17 protein-coding genes and 1 pseudogene are annotated in these 16,296 nt (G+C 46.4%); 17 read left to right on the top strand and 1 reads right to left on the bottom strand.

Going from position 1 to position 16,296, the window contains the following annotated elements; genetic code table 11:
- Nucleotides 1-34 precede the first annotated feature (34 nt).
- Nucleotides 35-493, top strand: a complete 459-nt coding sequence (locus CKO50_RS17105; RefSeq protein ID WP_095729142.1) for a phage virion morphogenesis protein — start codon at nt 35-37, stop codon at nt 491-493.
- A gap of 146 nt (nt 494-639) precedes the next feature.
- Here CKO50_RS17105 and CKO50_RS17100 read toward each other — a convergent pair whose 3' ends face one another.
- Nucleotides 640-1,158: a hypothetical protein gene (locus CKO50_RS17100; protein WP_095729141.1), complete on the bottom strand. Its 519-nt coding sequence runs from the start codon at nt 1,156-1,158 to the stop codon at nt 640-642.
- 153 nt (nt 1,159-1,311) lie between these two features.
- Here CKO50_RS17100 and CKO50_RS17095 point away from each other — a divergent pair, with 153 nt between their 5' ends.
- The 16 genes and pseudogenes from CKO50_RS17095 to CKO50_RS17020 form a co-directional block, all read left to right on the top strand.
- Nucleotides 1,312-1,833, top strand: coding sequence for a hypothetical protein (locus tag CKO50_RS17095; RefSeq protein ID WP_095729140.1), 522 nt, complete (start codon nt 1,312-1,314; stop codon nt 1,831-1,833).
- A gap of 86 nt (nt 1,834-1,919) precedes the next feature.
- The gene (locus CKO50_RS17090; protein WP_095729139.1) at nt 1,920-3,029 is read left to right on the top strand and encodes a phage protease; all 1,110 of its coding nucleotides are present in this window, start codon (nt 1,920-1,922) and stop codon (nt 3,027-3,029) included.
- Complete coding sequence (locus CKO50_RS17085) at nt 3,029-3,943, top strand: Mu-like prophage major head subunit gpT family protein (protein ID WP_095729138.1); 915 nt, start codon at nt 3,029-3,031, stop codon at nt 3,941-3,943. The genes CKO50_RS17090 and CKO50_RS17085 overlap by 1 nt, the downstream gene beginning before the upstream one ends.
- Nucleotides 3,944-4,006: 63 nt before the next feature.
- Nucleotides 4,007-4,489: an HI1506-related protein gene (locus CKO50_RS17080; protein WP_095729137.1), complete on the top strand. Its 483-nt coding sequence runs from the start codon at nt 4,007-4,009 to the stop codon at nt 4,487-4,489.
- A gap of 3 nt (nt 4,490-4,492) precedes the next feature.
- Nucleotides 4,493-4,921 (top strand): gp436 family protein, encoded by a 429-nt coding sequence (locus CKO50_RS17075; protein WP_095729136.1) that lies wholly within the window; start codon nt 4,493-4,495, stop codon nt 4,919-4,921.
- Entirely contained in the window at nt 4,921-5,337 is a 417-nt protein-coding gene (locus CKO50_RS17070; RefSeq protein ID WP_095729135.1) for a hypothetical protein, read from the top strand. Before CKO50_RS17075 ends, CKO50_RS17070 begins: the two co-directional genes overlap by 1 nt.
- On the top strand, nt 5,337-6,089 hold the full coding sequence (locus tag CKO50_RS17065; RefSeq protein WP_095729134.1) for a hypothetical protein: 753 nt from the start codon (nt 5,337-5,339) through the stop codon (nt 6,087-6,089). The genes CKO50_RS17070 and CKO50_RS17065 overlap by 1 nt, the downstream gene beginning before the upstream one ends.
- 60 nt (nt 6,090-6,149) lie before the next feature.
- On the top strand, nt 6,150-9,890 hold the full coding sequence (locus tag CKO50_RS17060; RefSeq protein WP_095729133.1) for a tape measure protein: 3,741 nt from the start codon (nt 6,150-6,152) through the stop codon (nt 9,888-9,890).
- Nucleotides 9,887-10,246, top strand: coding sequence for a hypothetical protein (locus tag CKO50_RS17055; protein WP_095729132.1), 360 nt, complete (start codon nt 9,887-9,889; stop codon nt 10,244-10,246). The genes CKO50_RS17060 and CKO50_RS17055 overlap by 4 nt, the downstream gene beginning before the upstream one ends.
- A gap of 2 nt (nt 10,247-10,248) precedes the next feature.
- Nucleotides 10,249-12,321 carry a hypothetical protein gene (locus CKO50_RS17050; protein WP_095729131.1) on the top strand — a complete coding sequence of 691 codons (2,073 nt, stop codon included), beginning with the start codon at nt 10,249-10,251 and terminating at the stop codon, nt 12,319-12,321.
- Nucleotides 12,321-13,169 (top strand): hypothetical protein, encoded by an 849-nt coding sequence (locus tag CKO50_RS17045; RefSeq protein ID WP_095729130.1) that lies wholly within the window; start codon nt 12,321-12,323, stop codon nt 13,167-13,169. The genes CKO50_RS17050 and CKO50_RS17045 overlap by 1 nt, the downstream gene beginning before the upstream one ends.
- Nucleotides 13,166-13,474, top strand: a complete 309-nt coding sequence (locus CKO50_RS17040; protein WP_095729129.1) for a hypothetical protein — start codon at nt 13,166-13,168, stop codon at nt 13,472-13,474. Before CKO50_RS17045 ends, CKO50_RS17040 begins: the two co-directional genes overlap by 4 nt.
- Nucleotides 13,461-15,107 (top strand): hypothetical protein, encoded by a 1,647-nt coding sequence (locus CKO50_RS17035; protein ID WP_176474698.1) that lies wholly within the window; start codon nt 13,461-13,463, stop codon nt 15,105-15,107. Before CKO50_RS17040 ends, CKO50_RS17035 begins: the two co-directional genes overlap by 14 nt.
- Complete coding sequence (locus CKO50_RS17030; RefSeq protein WP_095729128.1) at nt 15,100-15,324, top strand: hypothetical protein; 225 nt, start codon at nt 15,100-15,102, stop codon at nt 15,322-15,324. Before CKO50_RS17035 ends, CKO50_RS17030 begins: the two co-directional genes overlap by 8 nt.
- 89 nt (nt 15,325-15,413) lie before the next feature.
- Nucleotides 15,414-15,932 (top strand): hypothetical protein, encoded by a 519-nt coding sequence (locus tag CKO50_RS17025; RefSeq protein ID WP_095729127.1) that lies wholly within the window; start codon nt 15,414-15,416, stop codon nt 15,930-15,932.
- A gap of 111 nt (nt 15,933-16,043) precedes the next feature.
- Nucleotides 16,044-16,296: pseudogene (locus CKO50_RS17020) on the top strand (transposase); the annotation flags it as partial.

Here is a 16,296-nt window from a genome sequence, read left to right as displayed (position 1 = left end):
AACAATTATTACCTAACAGCTCGGTGATTACAATATGACCACTAGAATTGAAATACTCACAAGCGGTGATGCAACTAAGGCGCTTGAGCAAATCGCACAGCGCTTTGATGACCTCAGTGACCCAATGAACGAGATAGCCGCCATTATGGAAGGCGCAACGGAAGACGCCTTTGCTGAAGAGCGTAGCCCAGTAACAGGCATCGCATGGCCAGCGCTTAGTGAAACCTACCTAAAACAAAACCCCAAACGTGTTGGTGGGCAAATGCTGCAAGTAAGCGCTGGCGGGCTAGCTGCCAGTATTGCCGCAGACAGCGGCGCGTTTTGGGCACAGATTGGCAGTAACAAGCCTTATGCTGCTATTCATAATTTTGGCGGCTTGCCAGAAATGGCGCCTGGCCCTGCCGCGATAGACCAGCGGCAATATCTGGGAGTAAGCCCCGATGAGGAATCTGATATTCTGGCAGTATTGAGTGACTATTTTACCGAAAACTAAAAAACGCCTCAGAAGCCCTCTGAGGCGTTTTTACATGTTCAAGTGCTAGCGTTGGGTGTTGTTGTAACAGATAAGCGCTTTAAAGGCGTTTCGAAACGTTTCCATCAATATCTAAAGTGCCTAAATTAAGGTGACTCGTTCTTCATTTATAGTAAACCCAACAAGCTCGAAGCTCCCGCACCAATTAAACTTCCAACCGTGCTGTTTTGTAGTAATTTTTTGAGAAAAGATTTCGCCTCTTCGTCATCACAACTTGCAATTTTCTCGGTTAATTCCTTAATGGTTACATTGACAGATAGTGTATTAGCATTTCCAACTTGAAAATTTTCGCCAGTAATACTCCCAATATTGAACGTTGATGAACTTGGGCTTTGAGTATGAGATGCAGCAGAGGCGTTCTCAACTTTCATATTAAGCATATTAGGATGACTGGTTCCAACACCTAGAGTCCCACCTTTCTTAAAAGAAACATCTAGAACTTTAAGTTCTATCTCTCTTCGCCCTGATTTTTGAATGATTATATCCCCGATTCCAACATCAGGTTCCTCGGTATAAGGAATGTGCACCTCACCATTTCTCATATTCCTTGCTGCCTTAAATTCAACACCAGATATGGTTACAAGCTCAGGGTAAGCCAATTCATCAAAGTTGCTATCAAAACTCATCAAGGTAATCTCCGTCTTTATAGTTTTATTTAACCTGCACTCGCAGTACAAAAGTAATAGTAGTAAAAGGTTGGAACTTTGCTAGTATCTCCAATTATTCCCCTTGATTGGCTAGATAAAATCTTTAGCATTTAATTAGATGGAAGCTTAAACATGTCGGACACATTCACAAGATTTGATATCTCAAAGGCGATTGGCTACCTTAAAAAGCACCCAGAATTTGAAATCCTAAAAACTAACTATAGGCTTTCTGAGGTACCGGAAGCCAGAAAACATCTCATTTCTTTTTTAAAAGCAAGCGACACGGTAAGCAAAGCTGAAGCACGAACGACTTCATTAGATGTGGCCTATCAAAAAGCTTTTTATATATTAGATACTCTAACAACGAGTGGCTTTATTAAATCCTCCCTAGCTAGACGAAATATAACTAGCAGCAGCGGCACCGAAGAAATCGTATTTATATTTATTAGATATGATTTAACAGAAAAAGGAAGCAAGTTTTACGCACAATTAGTGTCTTCGACTAACTCGACGAAAGCCCTATATATATCTTCGATTGCGCTTGTGATTGCAATCGTCTCAGCAGGTGTAAGTTGGCGAAGGCTCGAACTTTATCAGCAGCAACTGTCTAGCCAAAAAGCAGAAGTTCGAGAGTCAAGAATTAACAAACAATAAACGCTTAATTTTTTAATCCAGTTTAAAATACACTTCCAGCCCTAATCCACATACTGGCACCAAGACAAACGTTTTAGTGCCAGAGTATGCCAAACACCACAACACAAAATATTGGCTTAGCCATATGTAATTTAGCTACTTTGCCTAATGAGCAAGGTGTCAGTGAGCGCGTATTGATTATCCCTGATGGGGAGTTTCAAAGCGCCGACGGTCGACCCTTTGATGTGCCTAGCCGTAAGTGGCTAATGGATGCCACTGCATTTGACTCACTCTCACTTGCTGCAACTACCCGCACTAAAGACTTCTTGTTTGATTACGACCACCAAACTTTGCACAAAGAAAAAAATGGTCAGCCCGCACCCGCGTCAGGCTGGTTTAAGCCTGATGCGCTGGAATATGTGCCTGGTGAAGGCGTTTATGCCAGAAGCGTTGAATGGACTAAAAATGCGTATGCCGCGTTAACCGCGAAAGAATACCGTTATGTCAGCCCTGTTTTTCTTTACGACAAGCAAACAGGTCGCCCCCTTGTACTACTCCATGTTGCTTTAACCAATGACCCTGCCTTAACGGGGCTTGATGAAGTGGCAGTTTTGAACTCCCAGTACCTATTAAACAACACAGGAACCAACCCAATGAACGAAGCCCAGCAACTCCTCGCTGCGCTTGGCATTACCGTGGACGGTGATGTTACCAGCGAGCATATCGAAAAAGGCAAAGCGGCCATTACCGAGCTGAAAAGCAAGGCCGACGGCGCAGAAGGTAAAGACAAGCAAATTGCTGCCTTGAACACACAAATTCAACAAGCCACGTCGAATACTAAAGTGGACTTAACCAAGTTTGTGCCAGTTGATGTACACAACGCACTACGTGGCGAACTGGCCGCACTCAATAGCCAGCACCAAGGGGTGACGATTGAAACCGCTATTGATAAAGCCAAAGCTGAGGGCCGCGTGATTGCCGCCGAGATTGATTACCTCAAACAACTTGGTGAGCAAAGCGGACTTGCCGCCCTCAATGCGGTGTTAGATAGCCGACAACCTATTGCAGCGCTCAACGCTCAGCAATCCAAACCAACCCCAACACCAACGCAGGACAAAACAGGCGTTGCTGCTTTGTCTGCCGAGGATATATACGCGGCTGACCAACTGGGTATTAGCCACAAAGATTACGCAGCACTGAAAGAGGAAGACCAGTAATGGCGATTATTACTCCCGCATTATTAACCAGCCTACAAACGGGCTTTAAAAAGAACTTCCAAGATGGCCTTGGTGAAGCACAACCGCAATATACCGAAATAGCAACGGTGATCAGCTCCAACACTAAGTCAAATACATATGGTTGGCTCGGTAAGTTCCCTGCACTTAAAAAGTGGGTTGGAGAGCGTCAGCTTGAATCCATGAAAGCCCACGGCTACACGATTGTGAATGAAGATTTTGAAGGCACAGTCAGTGTTGACCGCAACGACATTGAAGATGATGAGCTAGGCGTATATGCGCCACTTATGCAAGAAATGGGACGCTCAGCGGGCATTCACCCGGATGAAGTTTGCTGGCCGCTGCTTAGAGCGGGTTTTACCACGCTTTGCTATGACGGCCAAAATTATTTTGATACTGACCACCCTGTTTACGAAAAAGCAGACGGTACTGGCGCAGTTGAAAGCGTTGCCAACATGGCTGAAGACGGCACTTATACAGGGCCAATTTGGTATGTGATTGATGGCTCGAAAGTCATTAAGCCAATCATATTCCAAGAACGGAAGAAGCCCGTTTTTGTCAGTATGACCAAAGTCGATGACGAAGCCGTGTTCACCAAAAAGCTATTCCGTTACGGCGTAGATTGTCGTGATGCCGCTGGCTTTAGTTTCTGGCAATTGGCCTTTGCGAACAAACGCGCCCTGAATGCCGACAACCTGTGGGACGCAATTAAAAAGATGCGTACTTTTAAAGCTGACGGTGGCCGCAAGCTTGGTATTCGCCCGACTAAATTGGTTGTGCCACCAGAGCTTGAAGATGTCGCAACCAAACTGCTTGAGCGCGAAATCGAAAACAACACATCTAATGAACTCAAAGGCCGCTTGAAGCTCTGCGTAGCGGACTACTTAGACGCCTAATTCACCCGTAAGTTAATTGCTCTGGTGAGTTACACACCAGAGCTTCTAGAGAGAACCTATGAAATGGAAAAGACTCAGATTGCTAGCGCCATTGGTTTGGCTTTTATCAAGATCCATAACTCACAACCCACGGGCTATAGGCGAGCGAGGATCACTTTGCAAAGTGGTGAAAACAACATCCCCGCAGAAAAAATCTCTATTGAACAACTGGAGAATTTGGAAAAAGATCCACGCCTTGCGGTGTCGCGCATTGCTCAAGCGAGTGAAGATACAACAACGACACCAAACATGGAGCCAGGAAGTATTTGTACCAGTGTAGAGGGCGTTGAAATTGACCTTGCAGGTGTTGATCCAGATCTGCACCCATTCATTGGTGTAATGGCCATTGAGCAGTTCACTAAAAAGCCTTCGGTCGAGCAGCTAACCATTTCAATCAGTGATGATGAAAATGGTGAGCCAGTCACTGGTGAACTAAAGCCAACTGCTGCTCAGCGTGATGCTGCATGGCAGGTTTACCAATCTGCCCTAAAGAACGTGGAGCAATAAGCCATGACCTACGCTGCCGCTGAAGACATGCAAAACCGCTTTAATCACCAAGATCTGGTGCTGCTGACAGAGCGCTCGCACAGCGCACCTGGCGAAGTGGATATGGCTGTGCTCACTCAAGCATTGGAAGATGCAACAGCTGAGATAAACGCTTATCTCTCTGGCCGTTACATGCTGCCACTTAACATTGTACCCACGGCATTAGTACGCATTTGTTGTGATATTGCCCGCTACTTTTTAAGCGGCGATAACGCGCCAGAGCATATTCACCAACGCTACATGGATGCAGTGAAGTTTTTAAAAGCGGTGAATGCAGGCGCAGTGTCGTTGGGTATCGATAGTCAAGGTGATAAAGCGGAGACTAACGACACCGCCGTGATGGAATCAGCAGGCAGCGTATTTGCTCGCAACAAAGCCAAGGGATTCATCTGATGTTTGAAATTAAAGATGACTTTTTAGCAGCGGGCCAACTGTTAGAAACTGCCCTAAGTGCTGTACCTGGCATACGCCACGTTAAGGCACTCGACGATCTAGCCGAGATAGACAAAACCAATCATACCCCGAGCTTGTTTTATCTCTACTACGGCGAGCAGCTAGCAGAAACCGCGCACGCTGGAGCAAACACCCAGTTAAAACAAACTTGGCTTGTCATCTTAGCTGAGCGAAAAGGCAGCAAAACCGCAGGCAAAAACATTGCCGCTACCATTCGTGCCATTGCCGGAAAGATGACTGGCGATGCTGGCCCTTGGCAGCGCGTTAACACCCCAATCAAACCAAGATACACAAGCGGCCATGCGTTTTACCCGCTGGCCTTTACCTGTCAAATGAGAATGAGAGGAAACCGATAATGAGTGACGGTTACTTAATTGCTGGCAATGTATTTGTTCAGCGCCTTAATGCCAATGGCCAGCCTGATGGCGGCGTGATTGGCCCAATCAATACCACAAAATTAGCCATTAAAACTGAGGCTGAATCCAAAGTACGAACATCGAATAAAAAGGCGGACTATGGCCAAGCGTTAGACGATGTACGCATTGCTAAACCCACCACCGTCAGCTGGGCATTTGATGACCAACCAGCAGAGCTGGTTGCATTAGCTTTGATGGGTGAAGTTGCAACCATTAACGATGCCAGTGGGCAGTTGACGGACAAGCCCGTCACTTTACCTGCGGATCATAAGTGGGTGGAGCTTGGCCATAAAAACTTTGCTGAAGTTGGAATGGACGTAAAGCAAGGGGCAACCCCGTTGACGCTGCACACTGATTATGAAGTCAATTTTGCGCTGGGGCTGATCCGAGCATTACCAGGTGGTGCTGTAGAAAGTGGCGGCGCAGTGACATTTACTGGCCAATACAACGCCCGCAGTGGCAAACGCATCAAAGGTGGATTGAAATCGCAATCACGACTGCGCCTATTTGGTGAGGGTGAGAACCTAGCCAACGGTAAACAGGTGGAGTTTGATATTTACGACGTTTCAATGTCACCCACCTCAGAGCTGGACTTGGCAAGTACTGAATACGTTGGTGCTGAGCTGGAGGGTACGGCCAAGGTCAAGGCCGGAAAAGATGCCCCATTTGTTGTAGACGAAATAAGCGCATAACCCTCACTTTTCCCGTTGGGGCCTCGGCCCCTTTTTACTATTTCAAACTGAGTAAATGGCATGGCAGATAAAACACTCCAGCTCGCATTAAGAATAGTGGCTGAAGCCACTGGCAAACAAAACCTTGAACAGTTAGTTGCTGAGCTGCGCCGTATTGAGCAAAGCGCAGATGATGCTGCACCTGCCACAGACCAACTCGGCCAGAATTTAGATGAGGCGGCCCAAGCTGCAAAGCAAACGAGTAAGCAATCAACTGAACTTGCCGATGACTTAGTGTCGTCAACTACCGCAAGCACTAAGCTTGGTGAGTCTCTTCAAGGCGTTTCAGATAAAGCGAAAACCACGGCGAGCAATACGCAAGTACTGAGCGGCGACTTAAACCAGGTCGGCACAGCTATAACGAATGCGAGCCAAAAAGCAGGCGTGCTTGCGGATGTAATAGACGACCTTGGCAATCAACAAGAACTTATCCGTGCCTTTGAGCGCTCCAAGCGAGAGCTTGAAGAGCAAGAGATTGCCACGGCTGCTGCCGCGCACGCACTCGACCAATTACAAAAACAAGCACAAGACACCAGTAAGCCATTTGTTGAACTTGCCCGAGGCATTGACCTTGCAGAGCGAGACTTGCAGCAAATGCGGGCTGAGCTGACGCAGCAAACTACCAAACACAATGCACTGCAACAAGAGCTAAAAAGAACGGGTCTCGATACCAACAACCTAAGCATTGCTAAACGTAACTTGGCTGGACGCTTTAACCAGGCAGGTAAAGCCGTTGATGGATTTACACAAGACCTAAAACATGGCAGTGCTGCCCAACAGGCCCATGCAGAAAGTCTGGGTAACGTCGCTAGCCAAATCGCGGCGGTTGCTGCTGCCTATGTTGGGTTAGACCAGGTTGGCCAAGCCGTTCGCTCGGTCTTCGAGACTGGCGATAAATTTGAAAAGCTCCAGGTGCAAATGAATGGTCTCATGGGCAGCATTGCCCAAGGTGAAAAGGCCAGCGCCTGGATAACTGAATTTACTAAAAATACACCGCTTCAGCTCGGTGAAGTATCACAAGCATTTGTGAAGCTCAAGGCATTCGGCCTCGACCCAATGGATGGCACGCTGCAATCTATTACAGACAGCGCTTTAAAGCTCGGTGGTAGTTATCAGGAAGTTGAAGGGATAAGCCTCGCACTTGGCCAAGCCTGGGCTAAACAGAAACTGCAAGGTGAAGAGATTTTGCAGCTAGTTGAACGTGGTATTCCTGTATGGGATATGCTGCAAACGGTCACGGGTAAGAACGTCCAGGAACTACAAAAGTTAAGTAGCGCAGGCCAGCTAGGCCGTGACGTTATCAAGCAGCTGATTGACGAAATGGGCAGAACCAGCACAGGCAGTGCAGCGGCACAAATGGCACTATTTAGCGGCCAGGTCTCTAACGCAAAAGACAACTTGGAGCAGTTTTATAACCTCATTGCTAAGTCTGGTGCAATGGATTGGCTCAAGGGCCAGATTGGCGAACTAAACAAAGAGTTCGCAGCAATGGCAGCTGATGGCCGATTGCAAGAATGGGCGCAGTCAATCAGCGACACCATTGTGGCAACCGGCACAGCGATAAAAGACACCATAAGCACCTTATATGAATACCGCGAAGAAATAGGATTTGTAGCCAAAGCGTGGCTGGCCCTTAAAATCGGCTCGTACTTTAGCAGTGTTGTGGCAGGTGCTGTGAGTGCCACCCGGGCATTTGTTACCTATAGAGCAGCCGTAACCGCAGCGACGACGGCCACCAATGCTGCGACCGTTGCTGCAAACCGCTGGCGCAATGTGGCTGGTGTGATTGCCCGAGGCGGTGTGTATTTAGCGCTAACCAATGAGGTTATTAACCTGATTGGTGAGTATCAAAATTTAAAAGTTGCTGAAGCAGGCGTCGCGGAAAGTCAGCGCAATGCCGAGTTACAAGCTGCCAAGTTAAAAGGCGAGCTTGAGTTAATAAGCTCAACCACAGGCATTCTTGTTACCAGTTTAGAAGAAGTGGAAGCCGCCGTGGCTGCTGGCACGCTGGTCATGAATGAAACCACCGGAGCCTATGAAAACGCAGCACGGAAAGCCGAAGCACTCGCTGAAGCCACACGCATTGCCGCTGAAGAAGAGCGTAAGCGCCAAGAATTACTTAGGCTCACAATTCCAGAGGCATTACGTGTAATAGAAACTTTAGAGCACCAGGCGCAAAACCTAAATGGTGTGCGCGCTGGTGTTGATGGTTTTATCCAATCCATTGAGTCTGCACGAACTGCACTCGCTGGCGCAGGGGCTGAGTATAGCCAGCAGTTAGTTTTACTGGATTCATTAAAAGCTAAGTTCGAAAGCCACAACGAATCATTAGCGCGCCAAGCATATCTCGCAGGTGATGTAAAAAAAGCCTATAAAGAACTAGGTATCACCAGTGCTGATGCGCTCACTCAAACGGCTACTAAATTACAAGGAGCGTTTGAACTACTCCAACAAAGCAACGAACCAGTTGCGATGCAACAACAAGCATTTTTGAAGTGGGCCAAAGCAGCCGTTGAAGCTGCCAACGCCACAGACCAAACTGTGCCTGCGTCCGTGCAAGCCGCAGCGGCCGCACTAGGTTTAACCGCAGAGCTGGACAAACTGGTTAATGCAGCAAATAAGCTGAAGCCTGCAACAGATGAAAATAGTACCGCTACAGCAAAGTTTGCCAGTGTGTTAGCCAGCACCCGCGCTGCAATGGAAAACAATAAAAAAATCCTAGACAGCTCTACAGCCTCAGCGGAGCAAAAAGCCAAAGCACAGGCGGCACTAAACCGTCAGACTGGATTGGTGGTCGAACAGGAAACCGATTTGGCGCGGGTGCGAGAGCTAGAAACTAAAAATCTACAAGGGCTAAATGTTGAGCAACGCAAACTTGAGCAAGAGCTTGAACAAGTCAATCAACAATACAAGGTAGGCGCATTAACCGCTGAAGACTACCAACACAAAAAGGAACGGATAAGTAATATTTTATCTGTGGTGAATGACCTACTCGGCGATTTTAAAGATGCACAGGACAATGCAACGGATGCAACCAAGCGAGGAACCCGCGCAACTGAAGATGCTACAAAGGCCAATGAGCGGTCTCTAAAAAGCCTGCGTCAACAAAAAGAAGAGTTAGAGCGTGTAAGCCAAAGTGCAAATCGTGCTGCAACCAGCATGAGTAACTACCAAAACCGCAACCGCCCAACGGTTGAGCAGATAGTGGACTATCAGGAAAAGTACGAAACTGGGCGCGGTGCGGCATACCGCTTTGAAAGTGCTGAAGTCATCGCTGAGCGCGCCCGTCGCGAGCGCGAGAAAATGCAGCAGCAACAGTACGCGCAGTTTGAGCGTGCAATTAACGCGTCTACATCAACGTCAGAGCTATCCAAAATCTATGACCGGATATTTAAACAGCTCGTTTATATCGATGGCGAACAAAAGCGCGCATTACGAGATTTAATTGACCGCCAGCGTGAATCGCTCAAACAAGTTGCCAGTGCCAAACGTAATCCCACACGCTCAAACACAATCACACCGCGTGAAAACACTGAGTATTACAGCCCAAGCCCTGTGCCGACTAGGCCAAACAATAGCCCACCGCTGAGTGATGCTGTTAATGGCAAACTTGATAAATTGCTAACCCTACTGACAGGCCAGCAATCCGGTAAGCGCATTGTGCTGGAACTCAAATTACCCAGTGGCAACACCGCCGAACTATACACCACCATTCGAGACCAGCTTTTAGACGAACTTGAACAATTGAGTAACGCCCAATGATAGTAATTAACGCCATAGAACTACCACACGCAGTGTGGACAGATGAGCACGATTATCAAGCCGTTGCTGAGCAAACGGAACTCGCCATTAACGGCGCGCCCCATATTGAAAAAACGCTGCTACCTGGTCGGCCTATCACGATTGAAAGTGTGCTGGAGGCAGCGAATAGCTACATCGCGCTATTTGACCATAGCCGAACCACGCTAACCGCGTTTGATATATCGATCCGTGGCACGGTATACACCGTGGTTTGGGACCACAGCCAAAAGCCTGTCACGGGCAGCGCCGTCAGTTATTACTCGGATGCAGCACCTGATTTTTTTGAAAACATAACGCTTAGATTAAAAGTGGTATAAAGATGCTAAGAAGTCATTTAAAGATATTCAAACCCCAGCGGCTCGGCAGCGCACCCAATGCAGGTGGCCACCGCACCAACAACGCGGTGATAAGCGGTAAGTTGAACGATGTGTTTAGCTCAATCAGCGACGTAGACCATGCGCGCAGCGCCTTTGATCTTGTAAAACTTTACCCCGCTGTTGCAACTGATGACGCAACAAAATTATCTAAGGCCCATGTATTTATTGCCGACCAACCAGAAGATCCTTTGGTTCACACACTGTTGGTTGAGTCTCCAAATTTACGAGACGATTCACTGCTTGAAGATATGTTGGAGCTTATGACTGCCAGCACGACCAAGTACCACGGATTGAGCCACTTAACATCGCCATATCAAAGCGGTGAGCTACATCTAAGAGTGCGGGACTTGCAGCGCTCCTTAGCGCCAAGTGTTACCCGCACTCAGTCTAAACAAGGGCTTAGACCACAGCTGGACAGCGATAGCGATGTAACGGGCTATCGATACAAAACGATTGAGTCATTTGGCAACCTCAGTGAGTTTAGTATTGATATCCCAGACTTATTGCTTGATTACACGAGAGTTGTTGTGCGCGAGCATTCGTGGTTTTCTCTTTGGAAGCAGCACACCATCAACGGCACGGTGGTATCAGGGGAAGCGTACGAAGGAAGATATTTGCCTAGCGGATACTTTCTTTGGATCTACTACTTATCAAAGCTGGATTTTAGGTTTCATTCATTTGCCTCAAGTCAAAACATCACATTAGGTGCGACAGAAACCATTGTTAAAGGGACGGTTAAGCTAAAAAAATCCGGCTCTAGCCAAATAATCACGGATGATGGTAGTGGTCGATTTATTCATTCTGGCTATATTATCGCGACGATTGATTATGATACAGGCGTAATTACTGAGTTAGAGCCAATCGATTATAGCGGGACGGTAAGCGAAGAGCTGGGCGCGTTAATTCAGTTAAAACCACTTTCACTGCGAGAAATCGAATTTGCGTTACCGTCTCAATCATTTGCTCGCAATAGTATTTATATTCGTGCAACGTCTGAGGCTGGCACTGAATATAGTGCATCTAGCGATGACAATGGCAACATCACAGGTACTAATATATCTGGCTCGGTAAGTAGTAATGGCACGGTTTCACTGGTGTTTGCGGTAGATATGGTGCAGGAATCTATCACCTATGATTATGATGAACTCACCATTATCAATGTGCCTAGCCCACCTGGCGGCATTGACCGCAGCAAGCTCCCAGAAGGCGGCTATGTGCCAATATTTCATGAGTTTAATCTTGTGTGCGTGCAAGACCGTAACCGAACCCAACACGCAACACTGAGTAATGGCCAAGAGTTAACGGTAACCGTTGACGCTAACTGGGTAGATATTGTTGATAATGAGGGGCTATCGCTCTATAGCGCCAATGATGACAATTACAGCTATGACAAGGCCACAGGCAAAGTCACAATCAAAGAAGGTATTAGCAACTTTTCTGGCCCGTTCATCATAACAGTAGTGCTCAGTGAGCTGGTTTTGGTGGATGCAATCGACGGCGACACGCTCAAAATACTCTCGCCACTGAAAAGAACATATGACGTTGGCGCAACCGTTTCTAGCGCCTATGTGCTCGGCGACTTACAAGCGCTGACCAAAGATGAACGGACACTCTCAGCCTGGCAAAATAACTTTGGTGATTTTGGCTCTCCGGCATCGAGTGCAATCAACACCACACAATACCCAATTGAGCTGAGCAACCTCGGCACCATTGCCCAGCGCTGGGCCATTGTATTTACCAGCACTACTGCGTTTTATGTTGTGGGCGAGCATGTAGGCACCATTTATAACGGCGACATTACCAGCGACTGCACGCCCATTAATGCCAATGCAGGCTCACCATTTTTTGTTCTACGCAAAGAAGCATTAGGGTCTGGATTGAATCCGGGCGAAGCATTCCTATTTGAAACCACCACAGCAGGCAAACCAATTATGGTCACGCGTTCGGTTAGCCCCGGACACACCGAAATTAAATACGACAAATCCACGCTTGGATTTAGAGGGAGTAAAGACTAATGGCATTTCAAATGTATAAGTGGGACGATGTAGGTGCACCTGCACTGTCGGCAAGTAAAGGTTCGCTAGCAAACCTACTATTAAAATGCTTGGTTAATGGCTACGACGGTAAACCTAGTGCTGGTTGGCAATTGCACGAACATAGCGACAACTTCAGTAACCTAATCATTAGCCCTGCAAGCAACAAGTGGTATTATTTAATCTATGATGATGGCCGAAACACCTATTTACGAGACTCAGCCGCCTTGCTTGGTGCTATTGATGCGTGGACAGATATAGAAACACCTGTGTCATCACATAGTTATGCTGATTGGCATATACGTATTCCTGAAAAAAGTTATTCCAACCAAAGTATCGATAAACGTTCTAATAAATGGGTGCTGCTGGCCAATACGGAAACTGCCTACCTCCTGCAAGCAGACCTAAACAACAGTTACTCAATGGTTTCTGTAATAGGGAAACTAAATTGCGCGACTTTTGATGATCTCTATATTTGCTTGGCAGCCAACCCCAATTGGCTAGACCATGACGAATTGCAGTTTTTATCTAATAGGGGTTCAGGTGTCACACCGCTTGTTGTAAAAACAAAAATCCCAATCAAAACAAACCCAAACACGATGACTAATGATGTACTTACGTCAGTATGGCCAAGTTCTATCCAACTTAACCTTGGAAGACAAGTTCTTTGGAATGTATGGACAAACATTGGGTTGTACTCGGGTAATGAGGTCATTGGCACATTTCCGGATTTGGAATTTGCCGTACATTCATCTAGGGAGCAGTCATCTGTATTTCAGATAGAAGGCGGCTATCTATACTTTAATAATTCTCGGTGGCCGATACTATGAGCATAGTAATACCGCATCAAACTAAGCACAGTCTGTTATTAGATACAAACTTCAGTGTTCTAGAAGTCAGAGGAAGTGTTGAAGGTAGTAGCCCTGAAGGTGCTCGACAACTGATACAGTTTATCACCCGCTCAACTATGACGAAGACTGGGCAAACTATGGCTACTAACAACTCGTTTGATTTTGTTTGTCAGTCACCAGAGCCTTTGATTGTGCTGGGTATCGATCTGTCCAATACCTACGCCGCAGTGGTTGTTGATAATGTAGAGCCTGCCGTTCGAGAGCCATCAATTGATAGTAATTGAATTTTATAGGCCAAGGTCGAGAAGTATCAGCCCAATTATATTGGATTTTAATGGTACGACTCCACCCCCTGTTGAAGATAAAGAGGTTGCTGCATTTTGGGATATAGGGTACTCGAACAATCTAAATTTTGAGGTGCTGGCTGCACTGCAATACGGCAATTCTGGCTCAAATGAAACCGTTCTTTCTTTGGGTTGGGCTAACGCTGACACCCTGCATATTGATGTGAACCAACGCTGGTATGCTCAACCGGTGACGAGTGAGAGCCAAACATCAATTAATTGGTTTAATAAAATGCCAACCATCATGTATGAATACGTCCAAAAATGGAGCACTGGTGCAATTGAGCAATTTGAAACAATTCAAATATGGCGGGAAGCATCGCAACATGAAACCGCACTTCGCATCCATTACGGGCCGAGTGAACGCGCATATATTTGCTACCGAGTAAAGCATCCTCAAAAAGGCCGTGTAATTGTGCGATTTGATAACGCGCTGAATGCTAGCCCGCAGATAGGCAAAGTTAAACTCAGAGTGTCTCCCTATGAAAAGGTTTGCTATTGGGGCTTACCTGGTGGGCCAGTTCGCTCAGATGATGACATTCCCCCCATTGATTCAAAAATTCCAATAGAGCCACAGATACAGAGATATTACATCATGCAACCTTCAATCAGCTGCAATCGACTAAGTGATGATTTAAAAATTCTAATCAACAATATCACCTGCACATGGCAACGTGGCCAGTTTGCTGCAACGGGCAACATCAAGTTTTGCAGCAGAATTGATATGGAGCGTGCGATTGGCCAACAGTTAAAGCTAGTCATTAATGGCTACGAGTTTGTGGTGATTTGCGAGCAACCCAGTACAAGCAATCGATTTAGTTCTAATAGTTACAGCGCATCGATACGTTCTCGATTCGCAGAGCTGGCTGCACCGTATCAGCGGGAGCGTAATTACGTAAACACCGTAGATAAGACGCTCGCAGGTATCATGGCTGACATTTTAGAAAACACAGGCTGGACGTTAGACAACAAAATGATTGATTATCCAATCCCTGAGGGGGCGTTTTCGTATCGAGGATTGACGCCAGCGGCTGCACTACTAAAAGTAGCCAGCAGTATTGGCGCGATATTGGACATTAACGACACAACCAGAACCGTCTCAGTTGTGCCTGAGTGGCCAGTTAACCCGTGGAGCACAGAGCAAGCAACGCCTGATGTCATTCTCAATGATGCCCTAATACTAGAGCACAATACACGAGACTCCATTCAGCCTGAGCACAACGTTGTTTTTGTAAGAGGTGAGCAGCAAGGCGTAGCATGTAAAATCAAGCGCCAAGGCACTCCTGCAACAGATTACGCTCGCGACATTGTGGATAATCTGATCACCGATGTGCAGGCTGCACGCCAACGTGGCACATGCGAACTTGCCAGGAGTGGTAACAAACGAACCGCAACCATTCGCACCAAGCTAAAGCAAGACCTGCCACCAATCAGACCAGGCATGTTATTAGGTGTAAGGTTCGAAGACAAGCTATACAAAGCAACCGTGGACTCACTGGCTATCTCCGCCAGTATCAGTAACCAAGGCGCGATTATGGTAAATCAAACAATTCAGGCGGTACGCAATGTCTAACACACTAAACAGACTCGGTTCAGTACTCTCCGGCACACAGCGCAGTATAGTTAAGGTATTAACCGTGAATAATGATGGTACAACTACTGTAGAGCACAGCGACGGCACAACCAGCCGCGTACTGGGTGACAGTGTTCAGTCAGGTTCAGTGTATATAGAGAATGATCGCATTACAGGGCAAGCGCCGGACTTGCCGTATAGTGAGGTAGAGGTTTGAGATAATTAATTCTATAAACTTTATTGTGAGAAGAAGCGCCAATCGTTTAAAGTTCATTAACTAGAAATAAGGAGCTGCTGGGAATAAAAATGAATGATGATAACCTTATGATACGAGTACTAGAGTGGGCAACAAAGCAAACAGAGTTCAATTTCCAAGAGCTATGTGAGCATGTTCGACTAAATGATACTGAGAAAAAGCAATTAGTTCTGCTGATAGACCATAAATCTGTGTTATTCCATAATCACACCTCATTCTACACTTCATACAACAACCCTAATGTAAAAATATTCGCAAGTGCAGAAGATCACTTTAGGTATTTGGAATATGTAGAGCTTAAAGAAGCTAGACAATCCTCAAAAGATGCCAATAGAAAAGCTATGGCGGCTATCTGCATATCAATAGCTTCTATGATACTTTCAGCGGGCATCAGTATCTATGCCATAAAGTCAGAAATCAACATACCGCACAAAGCTTATGAATTATTCAGTGAAGAACACAACAAGGCGCTGAAGGAGCTTAAATTAGTAAGAAGTAATCAACTAGAACTAAACTCGATTATAAAATCACAAGCGATTTGTAAAATCGAGAACGACCCTACCTACTAAAACAATAACAGGGCTGTTTTAGCATTTGAAAGAGGCTTTAAAATACTAAAAACGTAATAATTCTCAGTTTTCGCGCAATTCAAGCTAGGTTTTCGCGCGCGGCATCANAGTAAATATCAATATGGCTTACCGCTGTATCGGCAGGAAAGCCTGTTCAAACAATATGGTATCGCACTGAGCAGGCAGACCATGGCGGATTGGGTGATCCGCTGCGCCAGTTTATTTAAGCCGCTCTATGACAGGCTGCACGAAGTGTTGCTACAGCAACCGGTGCTGCACGGCGATGAAACCATGGTTAAAGTGGTGAAAGAAGACAAACAGACCAGTTACATGTGGCTGTATTGCAGCGGCACGGATTCGCCTG

Source organism: Pseudoalteromonas sp. HM-SA03 (genome assembly GCF_002289345.1).
GTDB lineage: Bacteria > Pseudomonadota > Gammaproteobacteria > Enterobacterales > Alteromonadaceae > Pseudoalteromonas.
This window is presented reverse-complemented; position numbering and strand designations above follow the sequence as displayed.

Excerpts from the sequence above, each read along its gene's own strand:
- CKO50_RS17100 (WP_095729141.1), bottom strand. The coding sequence starts at position 1,158 with ATGAGTTTTGATAGCAACTTTGATGAATTGGCTTACCCTGAGCTTGTA.
- CKO50_RS17070 (WP_095729135.1), top strand. The coding sequence starts at position 4,921 with ATGTTTGAAATTAAAGATGACTTTTTAGCAGCGGGCCAACTGTTAGAA.
- CKO50_RS17025 (WP_095729127.1), top strand. The coding sequence starts at position 15,414 with ATGAATGATGATAACCTTATGATACGAGTACTAGAGTGGGCAACAAAG.
- CKO50_RS17055 (WP_095729132.1), top strand. The coding sequence starts at position 9,887 with ATGATAGTAATTAACGCCATAGAACTACCACACGCAGTGTGGACAGAT.
- CKO50_RS17040 (WP_095729129.1), top strand. The coding sequence starts at position 13,166 with ATGAGCATAGTAATACCGCATCAAACTAAGCACAGTCTGTTATTAGAT.
- CKO50_RS17060 (WP_095729133.1), top strand. The coding sequence starts at position 6,150 with ATGGCAGATAAAACACTCCAGCTCGCATTAAGAATAGTGGCTGAAGCC.
- CKO50_RS17075 (WP_095729136.1), top strand. The coding sequence starts at position 4,493 with ATGACCTACGCTGCCGCTGAAGACATGCAAAACCGCTTTAATCACCAA.
- CKO50_RS17095 (WP_095729140.1), top strand. The coding sequence starts at position 1,312 with ATGTCGGACACATTCACAAGATTTGATATCTCAAAGGCGATTGGCTAC.
- CKO50_RS17080 (WP_095729137.1), top strand. The coding sequence starts at position 4,007 with ATGGAAAAGACTCAGATTGCTAGCGCCATTGGTTTGGCTTTTATCAAG.
- CKO50_RS17030 (WP_095729128.1), top strand. The coding sequence starts at position 15,100 with ATGTCTAACACACTAAACAGACTCGGTTCAGTACTCTCCGGCACACAG.
- CKO50_RS17065 (WP_095729134.1), top strand. The coding sequence starts at position 5,337 with ATGAGTGACGGTTACTTAATTGCTGGCAATGTATTTGTTCAGCGCCTT.
- CKO50_RS17050 (WP_095729131.1), top strand. The coding sequence starts at position 10,249 with ATGCTAAGAAGTCATTTAAAGATATTCAAACCCCAGCGGCTCGGCAGC.
- CKO50_RS17090 (WP_095729139.1), top strand. The coding sequence starts at position 1,920 with ATGCCAAACACCACAACACAAAATATTGGCTTAGCCATATGTAATTTA.
- CKO50_RS17045 (WP_095729130.1), top strand. The coding sequence starts at position 12,321 with ATGGCATTTCAAATGTATAAGTGGGACGATGTAGGTGCACCTGCACTG.
- CKO50_RS17085 (WP_095729138.1), top strand. The coding sequence starts at position 3,029 with ATGGCGATTATTACTCCCGCATTATTAACCAGCCTACAAACGGGCTTT.
- CKO50_RS17105 (WP_095729142.1), top strand. The coding sequence starts at position 35 with ATGACCACTAGAATTGAAATACTCACAAGCGGTGATGCAACTAAGGCG.